A 13,006-nucleotide genomic window follows, 5' to 3' on the forward strand; every position below is an offset into this window, starting at 1 on the left:
CCTAATCGACCGAGGGCGACACCGACGCCGTCGCCTGCTCTTTCGCCACCAGCGTGAGCACGTCGTAGGTCGCCACGAGCTCGTCGTTCTGGTTCTTCAGCACCGCGTCCCAGCGCACCTCGCCGTACTCGTCGGTCTCGCGCGGCGAGATCTGCTTCGCCGTCAATTCCACGCGAATGGAGTCGCCCGGCGAGACCGGCGTGATGAACCGCAGGTTCTCGAGGCCGTAGTTCGCGAGCACCGGTCCGGGCGCGGCGTCCACGAACAACCCGGCTGCCCACGACACGAGCAGGTAGCCGTGTGCGACCCGGCCGGGGAAGAACGGGTTCGCGGCGGCCGCCTCCTCGTCCATGTGGGCATAGAACGTGTCGCCCGTGAACTCGGCGAACGTCTCGATGTCGTCGAGCGTGACCGTGCGTGACGCCGACACCACCTGGTCGCCGAGCCGCAACTCGGCGAGCGACTTGCGGAACGGGTGCACCCCACCGGGCTGCGATGCCGCTCCCGCGTGCCACACGCCGGTGAGCGCGGTGAGCATCTCGGGCGACCCCTGCACCGCGGTGCGTTGCATGTGGTGCAGCACGGCGCGGATGCCGCCGAGCTCTTCTCCGCCGCCGGCTCGGCCCGGGCCGCCGTGCACGAGGTTCGGCAGCGGCGAGCCGTGTCCGGTCGACGAGCGGGCGTCGTCGCGGTCGAGGAAGAGCACGCGGCCGTTGAAGGCGGCGATGCCGGCCGCGAGCTCGACGGCGACCGACGGGTCGTGCGTCGCCACGCTCGTCACGAGCGATCCACCGCCGCGCGCGACGAGCGCGGTCGCATCGGCGAGCGAGTCGTAGCCGATGATCGACGCGACCGGGCCGAACGCCTCGACGTCGTGCAGGGCGGGACTCGAGGCGTCGGCGAAACGCAACAGCATGGGTGCGACGAACGCGCCGTCGGCGGCAGCGCCGGTCGAGCCGTCGGCGAGCGTCACGGCCGGGACATCCGTCGACCCGATCACCAACTGCCCGCCGGCTTGCTCGAGGCGACCGACCTGGCGCAGCACTTCGTCGCGCTGCGCGGTCGACGCGAGCGGACCCATCGTCACGCCCTCGGCACGAGGGTCGCCCACGACGACGCGTTCGGCGATGCGCGCGCGCACCGCGTCGATGACGGCGTCGACGGATGCCTCGGGCACGATCGCCCGGCGAATGGCGGTGCACTTCTGCCCCGCCTTCGTGGTCATCTCGACGACGAGCTGCTTCACGTAGGCGTCGAACTCGGGGGTGCCGTCGACCGCGTCGGTGCCGAGCACGCTCGCGTTGATCGAGTCGGTCTCGCTGGTGAACCGCACGCCGCCGGTCTGCACTGAGTCGTTCGCACGCAGCTTCTCGGCGGTCGACGCCGACCCGGTGAAGCCCACGAGGTCGCCGAGTCGCAGGTGGTCGAAGAGCGTCGGCACGCTGCCCGAGACGAGCTGCAACGACCCGTCGGGCAGCAGACCCGACTCGACCAGAATGCGCACGAACGCCTCGGCGAGGTACCCCGTGGGGGTCGCGGGCTTCACGAGCGTCGGCACGCCGGCGAGGAATGCGGGCGCGAACTTCTCGAGCGACCCCCACACCGGAAAGTTGAAGGCGTTGATCTGCACGGCCACACCCGGCAGGCGAGTGTAGATATGCCGTCCGAGGAATGAACCGTCTTTCGAGAGGTTCTCGACGGCGCCGTCGACGTAGACCTTGGCGTTGGGCATCTCGCGGCGGCCTTTGCCCGAGTACGTGAAGAGCACGCCGATGCCGCCGTCGATGTCGACCCATGAGTCCTGTTTGGTCGCGCCGGTGCGGCTCGACAGCTCGTAGAGCTCGGCCTTGCGCTCGGTGAGGGCCAAGGCCATCTGCTTGAGCAGCACCGCCCGCTGGTGGAACGTCAGCTCACCGAGGCTCGCCTGCCCGACCGTGCGTGCGTACTCGAGCGCGGCGCCGAGGTCGAGTCCCTCGGTCGACACGCGGGTCACGACCTCGCCCGTCGATGCATCACGCACCTCGGTCGCGGCTGCCGCAGCCGCCGCATCCGGCACCCACCACTGCCCGTTCACATAGCTCGGCAGCATCTCGGTCATTGTCGCTCCCTCTCGATCGGTTCTGGTCATCGGGCATCCCACAGGTAGAAGCCCTCGCCGCTCTTGCGGCCGAGCTTGCCCTCAGCCACCATGCGCCGCAGCAGGGCCGGCGGCGCGAACCGCTCGCCGAGGGTCGAGGCGAGGTACTCGGCGATGCCGAGCCGCACGTCGAGGCCCACGATGTCGGTGAGTCGCAGCGGGCCCACCGGGTGCTTGTACCCGAGCGACATCGCGGCGTCGATGTCTTCGGCCGAGGCGACGCCGTCTTCGAGCATGCGAATCGCCTCGAGCCCGAGCGCCACCCCCAACCTCGACGACGCGAAGCCGGGAGCATCGGCCACGACGATCGGCGTCTTGCCGATCGCGCGCACCCACTCGCGCGCGTCGTCGACGAGCGAAGCAGCGGATGCCTCGCCGCGCACGATCTCGACGAGCGTCGAGGCCGGCACGGGGTTGAAGAAGTGCATGCCGACGAACCGGCCGGGCCGGTCGAGCAGGGCGGCGAGCTGGTCGATCGAGATCGACGAGGTGTTCGACGCGAGTGCGGCGCCGGAAGCCAGCACGGATTCGACGCGGGTGAGGGCGTCGATCTTCAGTTCGAGGTCTTCGGGCACGGCCTCGACGACCAGGTCGCAGGGGGCGAAGTCGGTGACGTCGGTGCTCGTCGCGAATCGCGAGGCGAGCGTCGCCGCGTCATTGTCGGAGGTGCCGCGCGCGATCGACGCCTCGACCGACTCGCGCACCCGTGCGGCTGCGGCCGCGGCTGCCTCGGCGTCGCGCTCGACGACGGTGACGCGCGAGCCCGCGAGCAGGAATGCGTGCGCTATGCCCGCGCCCATGCGGCCGCCGCCGAGCACGCCGACATCTGCGGGCGCTCCGCTCGCGGGTCGGGATGTCTCGAGATCGTCGTTCACTTCTTCTGCTTCCGCTCGAGGAACTCGGTCATTCGCCGCAGCTTCTCGGGGCTCTCGAACAGCACGGCCTGTTCGTCGAGATCGACCGCGGGGTGCAAGGCGCGCGGCGCGCGCATCACGCGCTTGGTCGCGATGGTCGCGGCCCGGTCGTTGCGGCCGATGCGGTCGGCGATCGCGTGCGCGGCGGGCAGCAGCTCGTCGGCGGGGTGCAGTTCGCTCACGAGCCCGATCTCGAGCGCCTCGGCAGCACCGATCGTGCGCCCGGTGAGCAGCAGTTCGGCCGCGCGGGCTTCACCGACGATCTCGCGCAGGCGCCAGCTCGCTCCGGCCGCGGCGATGATGCCGAGCCCGGTCTCTGGGTTGCCGATCTTGAGCGCGGGCGTCGCGATGCGGATGTCGGCCGCATAGGCGAGCTCGGCGCCGCCGCCGAGCGCGTACCCGTCGAGCGCGGCGATGACGGGCATCGGCAGCTCGGCCACGCGAATGAACGCCTGCGCGTTGATGCCCCGGCGTGCATCATCGGCTCGCCGTTCACGCAACTGGGCGATGTCGGCACCCGACGCGAAGACGCCGCCCGCGCCGGCGAGGATGAGCGTGCGCGGGATCGCCTCGAGTTCGGCGCACAGCACGTGCAGCGCGTCGATCATGGCCTGGTCGATCGCGTTGCGCACGTCGGGCCGGTTGAGGGTCGCCACGACGCGGTCGTCGCGCCGCTCGACGAGCAGCGGACCGTCGGTCGAGTAGCGAGCGCCAGCGAGCGTATCGAGACCCATCACACCCGCTCCACGATGAGCGCCGTGCCGTGTCGAGCGCAGTCCGACGCCGACGCACATGTTCGCAGCCGACCCATCACACCCGCTCCACGATCAGCGCCGTGCCGTGTCGAGCGCAGTCCGACGCCGACGCACATGTTCGCAGCCGCCCCATCACACCCGCTCCACGATGAGCGCCGTGCCCTGGCCAACGCCGACGCACATGGTCGCGAGGCCGTAGCGCGACTGCTCGCGTTCCATACGTCCGAGCAGGGTCACGACGAGTCGTGATCCAGATGAGCCGAGCGGATGTCCCAGCGCGATCGCTCCGCCGTCGACGTTCACCCGCGCGGGGTCGAGTCCGAGCCGGCGCATCGACGCGATCGATTGGGTGGCGAACGCCTCGTTGAGCTCGACCGAGCCGATGTCGTCGAGGTCGATGCCGGCGCGTTCGAGCGCCTTCTCGGTGGCGGGAACCGGCCCGAGTCCCATGATCTCAGGCGCGAGCCCAGCTGATGACCCGACGACCACGCGGGCGCGCGGCGTGAGCCCGTAGCGCTCGACGGCGGCCGCGCTCGCGACGAGGATCGCCGAGGCGCCGTCGTTCAGGGCGCTCGAGTTGCCCGCGGTGACGACCGACCCGCCGTGCACGACCGGCCGCAGCCCGGCGAGCACCTCGAGGGTGGTCTCGGGCCGCGGCCCCTCGTCGACGAGCACCTCGCCGCGGTGGGTCGGCACACCGACGATCTCGGCCTCGAAGCGACCCGCGGCGATCGCCGCCGCCGCCTTCTGCTGCGATCCCAGCGCGAACGCGTCGGCCTCGTCTCGGGTGATGCCGTCGACGCGGGCGACCTCTTCGGCGGTCTCGGGCATCGAGAACGTGGCCTTGTCGCGGGCGACGAGCTTCGGGTTCGGGAACCGCCAGCCGATCGACGTGTCGTAGGCGGCGCCGGGGCGGGCCCAGGGCTTCTCGGGCTTCGCCTGCACCCAAGGCGCGCGGGTCATCGACTCGACACCGCCCGCGATGATGAGGTCGGCGTCGCCCGCGCGGATCGCCTGCGAGGCCATCGTGATCGCCGACATGCCCGACGCGCAGAGCCGGTTCACGGTGATGCCGGGAACCTCGTCGGGCAGCCCGGCGAGCAGCACCGACATGCGCGCGACGTTGCGGTTGTCTTCGCCGGCCTGATTGGCACCGCCGAGGATGACCTCGTCGATCGCACCGAGCTCGCCGGCCTGGTCGAGCCCGGTGCGCCGCACCAGCTCTCCGACCACGAGCGCCGCGAGGTCATCGGGCCGCACGCCCGCGAGCGCGCCGCCGTAGCGCCCGACCGGGGTGCGCACACCGCTGACGAGATATGCCTCCGCCATGCCGCTGTTCATGGCACTGCCTCCTGACCGCACTGTCTGTGGAACGCTGCTCCCAGCGTAGGCAGGAGTCCGCGGCATCCGCACGGTCGGAATTCCTGACCGACCGTTCAGCAAGTAATTATGGCAAACGGATGTCCCGGGCGCCACTCGACCCGACCGCGGATCAGCCCTCCTCGGGCTCGGCAGTCGGCATGGGCTGCACAGGCGCAGGTCCGAACAGCACCCACGAGCCGGCGGTGCACTGGTAGAACGCGACGGTCTCGGTGTCGATGTAGACGTCGCCGTCGGCCGTGCACGTGTCGTTCTGCGGCGCACCGACGCCGAGGTTCACCTGCGTGCCGGGAGCGCCGGGGGCACCGGCCTCACCCTGCGATCCGGTGGCGCCGGTCGCACCCGTGGCGCCCGTCGCGCCGGTCGCACCCGCGGCGCCGGTCGCGCCGGTGAGGTTCTCGGCGGCCTCGGCACGGATGTTGCCGACGAGCGTCCAGTCATCGTCCGCGAAGAGGTAGAGGTCTGACGTCGAGATGTCGATGTACAGTTCGCCGTCGAAACCTTTGCCCGACTCGGGCGCCCCGGTGCCGGCTCGCACCGCGGCGCCGGCGGGCAGGATCTCTTCGATCGCCTCTTCGTAGGCAGCTCGGTCGTCCTCGTCGATCGTCGGTACCGGGGCCTGCGTGGCGACGGGCGCGGTCGGATCGCCCGACCTCGCGAGCGTCGAGCCGAGGAACGCCGCGACGAACGACAGCACGACGATGCCGACGCCGAACCAGATGAGCATCGCGCGGCTCACTGTCGCGGGCTGCGCAGTCGCTGCTGCCGCGGTCGCTGCCGGCGCAGGCGAAGATTGCGGCGCAGCACCCTGCGGGTTGCGGTCATCGGTCATGGCGAACCCTCCAGGCCTCACGCCCGGACCATGTCTGGTCGCCACCTGACGACCCCGCGCGTCGCGCTCATCGTATCGGCGCACCCCGCCCGGCGACAGCCCCACGCCGATCCGGCCCGGCGCCGGCACCCGGGCGGACAGGCGCCCCAACGCTCAGACTCCGACACTGATGCCAGGTGGCATCAGTGTCGGAGTCATGGGCGGGTGCGCTCGTGAGGGCGCGGGCTCCGCGTTCGAGCGAGCGGATGCCTCAGCCGGCGAGTTCCTCGTCGGCCTCAGCATCGGCGTCGATCTCGGCGATTTCGATGGCCTCGACCTCGGTGACCTCGACTTCGGCGGCCGCGCGGTCGCCTTCGAGCTGGCCGAGCAGGTCGTCGCCGAGGCGCACGTCGACGAAGTCGATGTCGATCTCGGCGCGGTCGAGCAGCTCGGTCATGCGACGCTGGCGGTTGCGCGGGATGAGCGTGACGACCCGGCCCTGCTTGCCGGCGCGGCCGGTGCGGCCCGAGCGGTGCAGGTAGGTCTTGTACTCGTCGGGCGCATCGGCCTGGATCACGAGATCGATGTCGTCGACGTGGATGCCGCGGGCTGCGACATCCGTGGCCACCAGCACGTTGACCCGGCCCGAAGTCAGCTGCTGCAGGTTGCGCGTGCGGCGCGACTGGTTGAGGTCGCCGTGCAGGGCGACGGCGCGGATGCCGTAGTCCTCGAGGTGATCGGTGAGGTCTTCGGCGAACGCGCGGGTTCGGCTGAACACGAGGGTCTTGCCGTCGCGGTTCGCGAGCTGGGCCACGATGTCGCGCTTGTCGCGGTTCTCGATGACGAACACGCGGTGGTCGATCGTCGACGAGGCCTGGTCTTCGCCGGCGACCTCGTGCACTGCCGGGTCGACGAGGAACTCGTCCACGAGCATCGCGACGCCCTGGTCGAGGGTGGCCGAGAAGAGCAGCTTCTGCCCGCCCTCGGAGGTGCGGCGGATGATGCGCTGCACAGGCTCGAGGAATCCGAGGTCGCACATGTGGTCGGCCTCGTCGAGCACCGTGACGACGACCTCGCTGAGGTCGAGGCGGCCCTGCTCGATGAGGTCCTCGATGCGGCCCGGCGTGCCGATCACGATGTCGACGCCGCGCTGCAGCGCGCCGACCTGGCGACCCTGGGGCACACCGCCGTAGATCTGCGTGGTGAAGAGGCCGACGCTCTGCGCGATGGGCTGCACCGTGCGGTCGATCTGCAGGGCGAGCTCGCGGGTCGGGGCGAGGATGAGCGCGCGGGGCTTTCGGCCCATCTGGCGCTTGCCACCGGCCTTGCCGCTCTCGGCCCAAAGCGTCATAAGGCGCTCGACCGTGGGGGCGCCGAAGGCGATGGTCTTGCCCGATCCGGTCTTGCCGCGGCCGAGCACGTCGCGACCCTCGAGCACGACCGGGATGGTCGCGGCCTGGATCGGGAACGGCGACTCGGCACCGAGGTCCTTCAGCGCACGGACGACGTTGTTGCCGAGTCCGAGGTCGGCGAAGCTCACGCCGTCGACCTCGTCGGCCTGGATGGCCTCGGCTTCGAGGCGTTCGAGCACGACGTCGTCGGCCGGCGTGAAGTGCGTCGTGGTGCTCTTCGCGGGGTAGAAGCTCGACGGGCGGCGCTCGGAGTCGCGGAAGCCGGGACGGTCGAAGTCGCGGCGCGGCGCTCGGTCGTCACGGTTGAACGAACGCGCCGGGCGGTCGTCACGGTCACGACGGGGCGCGCGGTCGTCGCGGTCGTACGAACGAGCGGGACGGTCGTCACGGTCACGACGGGGGGCACGGTCGCTGCGGTCGAACGAACGAGGCGCGCGGTCGTCGCGGTCACGACGGGGGCCACGGTCGTCGCGGTCATTGAATCGGGCCGGACGGTCGTCACGGTCACGACGAGGGGCACGATCGTCACGGTCGTACGAACGAGCCGGGCGGTCTTCGCGATAGTGCGGGCGTGCGGGGCGGTCGCCGTACTCGCGACGGGGGCCACGGTCGTCACGGTCGAACGAGCGAGGAGCCCGCTCGTTGCGGTCGCGGTCGTACGAACGGCCGCCACGCTCGCCACCGGTACGAGGGGCGCGGTCGTCGCGGTCGAACGAACGGCCGCCACGCTCGCCACCGGTACGAGGGGCGCGGTCGTCGCGGTCGTACGAACGCCCCTCGCGATCACCGCGGTGCGGGCTGCGACCGGCAGCGACACGCTCGTCGCGCGACCAACGGGTCTTGGCCGGGGCATCCGTCTCTTCGGGGCGGTAGCCACGGTGACCGGCGCTGCGCGAGCCGGGCTTCTTCGAACTGGACTTCGCGTACGACGGATCGAAGTTGCGGGCGGGTCTGCCGCCCTTGGGCTTCTTGTTCTTGGGCATGGTGATGACTTCCTGGGTTGTACTGAGTACATGGCAGCGCCACTGCGAGCGCAGCACACTGAGAACCCGGAACATCGTCGACCGGGGCCGTTCACATACGGTGACTATTCGAGGGCGACTGCCCCGAAACCGGCCCTTTGGACTCACAAACCCATCCGCACGACGTGTGCGGTGTCCAGAACCGACTCGGCAACGATACCGGAAATCGGCTGGGAAAGCCCCGAGCACGCCCCGAAACCCCCACGTAACACGCGCCACGTACGCTCGGCGCGTGCCCGAAGCATCCGTCACCGTCTCGATCGAACCGCCCCGCCAACCCGGGGTCGAGCGCCTGCTCGACGGCAGCACCGCCTATGCGCAGAGCCTCTACCCGCCCGAGAGCAACTTCCTGCTCGACATCTCGACGCTCGAACGCCCAGAGGTCGCCTTCTACGTCGCGCGCGACGGTGAACGCGCGGTGGGCATCGCGGCCCTCGTCGTCGAGACTGCCGCCGATTCAGACGATCGAGCGGATGCCCCGGCTCCGGCCCGCGGCGAACTGAAGCGCATGTTCGTGGACCCGTCGGCCCGTGGCCGGGGCGTCGCGGCCGCCCTGCTCACCCGCATCGAGGCAGATGCCGAGGCTCGCGGCATTCGCCAGATCGTGCTCGAGACCGGCGACCTGCACGACGCCGCGCAGTCGCTGTACACGCGTCACGGCTATCGCGAGATCCCGCAGTTCGGCCAGTACGTCGGCGAGGCGCACTCGGTGTGCTTCGCGAAATCGCTCGACACGGCAACGAACCGACCCGCTTGCCGTTCGTAGACGCACCGGTCGCGTCTCGCTTCGCCGTCGCCCGACTACAGCGACAGGTGGAACCGGATGGCAGCGTCGAGCTCAGTGAGCACGGCGGGCGGGCAATGCCCGATCGCGCCTCGTATTCGCGCGATCGACAGCGTGCGCACCTGCGAGGCCTGCGCCTTCGACGGGGTGCCGAGACCCATGACCGACAACGTGTCGCCATCGAAGATGCCCACCTCGAAGCCCGGGTACACCCGCGCGACGTTCGACGTGATCGGAACCACGGTCACGACACCTCGACCGAGTCGCTCGGCAACCCCGCTCGCGCCATCGTTGCTGACCAGTACACAGGGGCGCAGCTTCGCAGCCTCGCCGTGAGGCGCAGGGTCCAGCGAGACGAGGACGACGTCGCCGCGTCTCACTGAGCGCGCCGCTCGGCGCTCGACCCGTCGACGTCGGCCTGCCGGCCTGATATGCCGAGCCCATCGACGGCGACGGACTCCCAGGCTTCGGCATCACCCGACGACTCCCATTCATCGAACGCAGCCGCATAGTCATCGGATGCCGCGAGCTCGCGCCCGAGCCGCACCAGCTCGTGGATCGCCGCCGAGCGGTTGCCGTCGTACCGCACCGCAACATCGTCGATGAAGGCCAGATCGACCGACGAAAGGCTGATGCTCACCTTGGTCATACCCCGATGCTACCGCAGCAATCGCCGTCCACGACCCCATATGCGTCCACCTCCGTGAGAGAGCGTTTCCACATCGTCGCAACGTGAGTTAGCATCACTGCACCCCTGAACCCGGAGCCCGGTGTGAACTCGACCCGAATCACAGGTGGCCCCGGCACCCGGCGACGACGGCGGGTTGCAGCGGCCGCCACGGCCATCGTCGCCGCCATCGCGGGTGTCGGCGCGCTCACGGGCTTCCATCTCGAGCTGCGCGAGATCGACCCGCCGGGGTCGAACGCCGAAAGCGAGGTCGTCACCGACGAGGTCGTCGGCATCCGCACGTTCACGCCGCCCGCAGGCATCCGGGTCGAGGCCGACCTCGAGTACGGCACCCGCGAAGACGGCACATTGCTGACCCTCGACGTGTGCCGCCCCGCCGCCCCGATCGCGTCGGTCTCGACCGTCGACGTCGCCGCCACGCTGCCCGCCGTCGTCTCGATCCACGGCGGCAGCTGGACCCGGGGTGACAAGGCCAACACCGACTGGCGCAACGTGTGCATGTGGCTCGCGAGCGAGGGCTTCGTCGCGGCTTCCGTCAACTACCGGCTCGTGCCGAACGCGATCTTCCCGTCGGCGATCGACGATGTCGCCCTCGCCGTCGAATGGCTGCGCGCCCCCGAGCAGGTCGACCGGTTCGGCATCGACCCCGCACGCATCGGCGCCTTCGGCGGTTCGGCGGGCGGCAACCTCGCGGCGCTGCTCGGTACGCGCGGCGAGGGCCCGCTCGATGCGGGATCGCGGGTGGCGGCGGTCGCCGAGCTCTCGGGCCCGGTAGGACTCGGTGCGGCCGAACTGGCCGCCGACGGGGCATCCGTCTGGCTTCGCGGCATCATCGGTGCGTACCTGGGCTGCGAACCGGGCGCGAGCGATGCGAACTGCCCGCAGGCGGCGGATGCCTCGCCCGCGACCCATGCCGACGTGAGCGACCCGCCCGTCTTCATCGGGCACGCTGAGAGCGAGGTGGTGCCGCTCGGGCAGTCACAGCGCTTCGCGACGAGCCTCTCGGCCGCGGGCGTGCCGGTCGAGCTCGCGATCGTGCCCGGTGGCGAGCACTCGATCGGCATCCTCGACGAGCGGCTGCGCGCCAAGGTCGCCGCGTTCCTGCACGCGCTCCTCGGCTGAGCGGCGCGGCCGCACGGCAGAGCTCGGCGCCACGAGACCTGCCGGGTCATCCGCTCGCGTTACGTGTCGTGGATGATCGGCGCGTCGTCCTCGCGATGGTCGTCGTCGCCGCCGGCCGGGTACTGCTCGAGTTCGGGCCGGTTGCGCAGGAACAGCACGCTCGCGATGAGCCCGCCCCACACGAGCACGATGGCGAGCACGAGGAAGATGATCGCGGTGGCGGTCATGATGCACCTCCGTCAGAAGCGTTGCGACCTGTCGTGGCGGCCGCGCCGCCCGGCGGGTACGAGGGCCACGGGGTGAACTTGTCGGGATCCTGCCGCCACCGCAGGGCGTTGAGCACGAACGTGCCGATGAGCATCGCGATGATCGAACCCCAGCCCAGGGCCACGATGTACCAGCCGGGCAGTCCGCCGTAGCCCTCGACGGTGAGCGTGACGATGCGCGAGATGAGCATGTATCCGAGCACTATCGGCGCGAGCACACTGGTGAGCACGAGCCAGATGCGCCCGACCTTGAACGTCGACACCGCGTTCAGGTGGGTGCGCAGCTCGGGTCCGCGTCGCAGCACCCAGAGCACGAGCACCGAGGTGAGGATGGCCGATGCGACGATGCCGATGTTGTTCGCCCACTGGTCGGTGACGTCGAGCGCGAGCAGCCCGGTGGTCGTGGAGAACAGCAGGATTGAGAGGATCGCGGCCACGCCGCCGACGCGGATGGCGGCTTGGCGCACGCTGAGCCCGAACTTCTCTTGGAAGCCGGCCGAGACCACCTGCATCACCGAGATCAGCGACGTGAACCCGGCCATGGTCAGCGACCCGAAGAAGAGGGCGCCGAAGATCGGACCGCCCGGCATCTGCGACACGATCGCCGGGAAAGTGATGAACGAGAGTCCGACGCCGGTGAGCCCCTCGAGTTCGTCGATCGCGACCCCCTGCTGGAACGCGAAGAAGCCGAGCGTGGCGAACACTCCGATGCCCGCGAGGATCTCGAACGACGAGTTCGCGAACGCCACCACGAGGCCCGGCGTCGTGAGGTTGGCCTTGCGATTGCGGTACGACGCGTACGTGATCATGATGCCGAATGCGATCGACAGCGAGAAGAAGATCTGGCTGTACGCAGCGATCCAGACGTCGGGGTCGCCGAGCGCCTCCCAGTTCGGCGTGAACAGGGCGTTCAGGCCTTCGGCTGCACCGTCGAGGAACAGCGCGCGCACGACGAGCACGAGGAATGCCACCACGAGCAGCGGCAGGAAGATCACGTTCGCACGTTGCAGGCCCTTGGCGACGCCGGCCGCGAGCACGGCGATCGTCGCGATCCAGACGATCGCGAGCGGGATGAGCACGCCGGGCACGAACTCGAAGCTGATGCCCGGGTCGCTGACCTGCAGGAAGTCGGCAGTGAGGAACGTGGCCGGGTCGTCGCCCCAGCGCAGGTCGAACGAGAACACGAAGTAGCTGAGCGCCCACGCGATGACGGCCGTGTAGTAGAGGCCGATGACGAAGCAGATGGTCACCTGGAACCAGCCGAGGTTCTCGAGCCATTTGCCGCCGAGCCGGCGGAACGCCATCGGCGCCGACCCGCGGAATCGGTGGCCGATCGCATAGTCGAGGAACAGGATGGGGATGCCCGCCGTGATCAGCGCGATCAGGTAGGGGATGATGAACGCCCCGCCGCCGTTCTCGTAGGCGACGCCCGGGAACCGCCAGATGTTGCCGAGCCCGACCGCCGACCCGATCGCCGCCAGGATGAACCCGACCTGACCCGTCCACTGCTCACGCGGCCGCGGTGCGGCGGCGTCGACCTGTGCATCAGACACGGTGACCCCTTTCGAGCGGTTCGCGCGCCACTGCACGAACCTCGTCCGTTAGCGGCACCGTAGCAGCGGTCGCGCCCGAGCCGCGAGCCCCCCGGCCCCTACGACGGTACGAGAGGCGAATGGCTCGCCGGGGGGATGTCGCGGGGCGGGGGCCGTGCCAGA

General features: G+C 70.2%; 12 protein-coding genes. 2 read left to right on the top strand and 10 right to left on the bottom strand.

Annotation, left to right across the window (positions count from 1 at the left end; genetic code table 11):
* Position 1: 1 nt before the first annotated feature.
* From paaZ to ABD164_RS00340, 6 genes are all read right to left on the bottom strand, one after another.
* Positions 2–2,098: a phenylacetic acid degradation bifunctional protein PaaZ gene (paaZ, locus tag ABD164_RS00315; RefSeq protein ID WP_344292244.1), complete on the bottom strand. Its 2,097-nt coding sequence runs from the start codon at positions 2,096–2,098 to the stop codon at positions 2–4.
* A gap of 26 nt (positions 2,099–2,124) precedes the next feature.
* A complete protein-coding gene (locus ABD164_RS00320; RefSeq protein ID WP_344292246.1) occupies positions 2,125–3,012 on the bottom strand; it encodes a 3-hydroxyacyl-CoA dehydrogenase family protein in 888 nt (295 codons plus the stop codon).
* Positions 3,009–3,785, bottom strand: coding sequence for an enoyl-CoA hydratase/isomerase family protein (locus ABD164_RS00325; protein ID WP_344292248.1), 777 nt, complete (start codon positions 3,783–3,785; stop codon positions 3,009–3,011). The genes ABD164_RS00320 and ABD164_RS00325 overlap by 4 nt, the downstream gene beginning before the upstream one ends.
* A gap of 153 nt (positions 3,786–3,938) precedes the next feature.
* Positions 3,939–5,135: an acetyl-CoA C-acyltransferase gene (locus tag ABD164_RS00330; protein WP_344293345.1), complete on the bottom strand. Its 1,197-nt coding sequence runs from the start codon at positions 5,133–5,135 to the stop codon at positions 3,939–3,941.
* A 163-nt stretch (positions 5,136–5,298) separates the two neighbouring features.
* Entirely contained in the window at positions 5,299–6,018 is a 720-nt protein-coding gene (locus ABD164_RS00335; protein WP_344292250.1) for a hypothetical protein, read from the bottom strand.
* A 250-nt stretch (positions 6,019–6,268) separates the two neighbouring features.
* Positions 6,269–8,392 carry a DEAD/DEAH box helicase gene (locus tag ABD164_RS00340; protein ID WP_344292252.1) on the bottom strand — a complete coding sequence of 708 codons (2,124 nt, stop codon included), beginning with the start codon at positions 8,390–8,392 and terminating at the stop codon, positions 6,269–6,271.
* Positions 8,393–8,663: 271 nt separating this feature from the next.
* On the opposite strand from ABD164_RS00340, the gene ABD164_RS00345 reads away from it, so the two are divergent.
* On the top strand, positions 8,664–9,197 hold the full coding sequence (locus tag ABD164_RS00345) for a GNAT family N-acetyltransferase (protein ID WP_344292254.1): 534 nt from the start codon (positions 8,664–8,666) through the stop codon (positions 9,195–9,197).
* A 35-nt stretch (positions 9,198–9,232) separates the two neighbouring features.
* Here ABD164_RS00345 and ABD164_RS00350 read toward each other — a convergent pair whose 3' ends face one another.
* Together ABD164_RS00350 and ABD164_RS00355 are read right to left on the bottom strand one after the other, a co-directional pair.
* Positions 9,233–9,595 (bottom strand): type II toxin-antitoxin system PemK/MazF family toxin, encoded by a 363-nt coding sequence (locus ABD164_RS00350; RefSeq protein WP_344292256.1) that lies wholly within the window; start codon positions 9,593–9,595, stop codon positions 9,233–9,235.
* Positions 9,592–9,864 (bottom strand): antitoxin, encoded by a 273-nt coding sequence (locus ABD164_RS00355; RefSeq protein WP_344292258.1) that lies wholly within the window; start codon positions 9,862–9,864, stop codon positions 9,592–9,594. Before ABD164_RS00355 ends, ABD164_RS00350 begins: the two co-directional genes overlap by 4 nt.
* Before the next feature lie 123 nt (positions 9,865–9,987).
* On the opposite strand from ABD164_RS00355, the gene ABD164_RS00360 reads away from it, so the two are divergent.
* On the top strand, positions 9,988–11,025 hold the full coding sequence (locus ABD164_RS00360) for an alpha/beta hydrolase (protein WP_344292260.1): 1,038 nt from the start codon (positions 9,988–9,990) through the stop codon (positions 11,023–11,025).
* 59 nt (positions 11,026–11,084) lie between these two features.
* Here ABD164_RS00360 and ABD164_RS00365 read toward each other — a convergent pair whose 3' ends face one another.
* Together ABD164_RS00365 and ABD164_RS00370 are read right to left on the bottom strand one after the other, a co-directional pair.
* The gene (locus tag ABD164_RS00365) at positions 11,085–11,252 is read right to left on the bottom strand and encodes a methionine/alanine import family NSS transporter small subunit (protein ID WP_344292262.1); all 168 of its coding nucleotides are present in this window, start codon (positions 11,250–11,252) and stop codon (positions 11,085–11,087) included.
* Positions 11,249–12,844 carry a sodium-dependent transporter gene (locus ABD164_RS00370; RefSeq protein ID WP_344292264.1) on the bottom strand — a complete coding sequence of 532 codons (1,596 nt, stop codon included), beginning with the start codon at positions 12,842–12,844 and terminating at the stop codon, positions 11,249–11,251. The genes ABD164_RS00365 and ABD164_RS00370 overlap by 4 nt, the downstream gene beginning before the upstream one ends.
* Positions 12,845–13,006 lie beyond the last annotated feature (162 nt).

The organism is Agromyces neolithicus, assembly GCF_039529735.1.
GTDB lineage: Bacteria > Actinomycetota > Actinomycetes > Actinomycetales > Microbacteriaceae > Agromyces > Agromyces neolithicus.